The following is a 482-nucleotide window of genomic DNA, read 5'->3' as shown; positions in this document are numbered from 1 at the left end:
TGGAACAATACTGAGACTGCAATTCAGGCTGGTCTAGATGAACTGGTAGAACAAACCGAAGAGTACATCAATAAGCTGAAGGAAGATGCAGCTACAGAATATGACATTGATGAATTAAAGCGTTCTGTTGAAGCTCTAGTTGAGATTCGTGACTTACTAACTGGAAAGTTTGAATCTAAGACGGCTTAATCATTACAAGAGGGGCCTGTGTTCATTGCAGGACCCTCTTTCAAGTTTAAAGGGTGCAAAACAATGGCTTTATGGTTGGCGGTTATACCATTAGCGTATGGCGCAAAAAAATTATATGACGCATATAAGGAAGATGATGCGCCATCAACATCTAACTCCAGCAAATCTTATGACTCTAATGCGAAGCTGAAATCGGCAAAGAGACGCAGAACTATAGAGAGAAAAAAGGCGTTAGAGAGTTTGATTAACGCGCACCGGGAAAAGCAGTTAAACGATATGCAGTCTGTTGCATG

1 protein-coding gene and 1 pseudogene are annotated in these 482 nt (G+C 41.1%); both read left to right on the top strand.

Going from position 1 to position 482, the window contains the following annotated elements; translation table 11 throughout:
• Positions 1-189, top strand: a 189-nt coding sequence (locus IQR33_RS12170) for a hypothetical protein (RefSeq protein ID WP_193843714.1), incomplete at its 5' end; no start/stop codon positions are given.
• A gap of 18 nt (positions 190-207) precedes the next feature.
• Positions 208-482 (top strand): annotated as a pseudogene (locus tag IQR33_RS32900) (hypothetical protein); the annotation flags it as partial.

The organism is Vibrio sp. OPT46, from assembly GCF_015163535.1.
GTDB lineage: Bacteria > Pseudomonadota > Gammaproteobacteria > Enterobacterales > Vibrionaceae > Vibrio > Vibrio alginolyticus.
The sequence above is the reverse complement of the archived record's forward strand: the minus strand, read 5'-3'. Positions and strand labels throughout refer to the sequence as shown.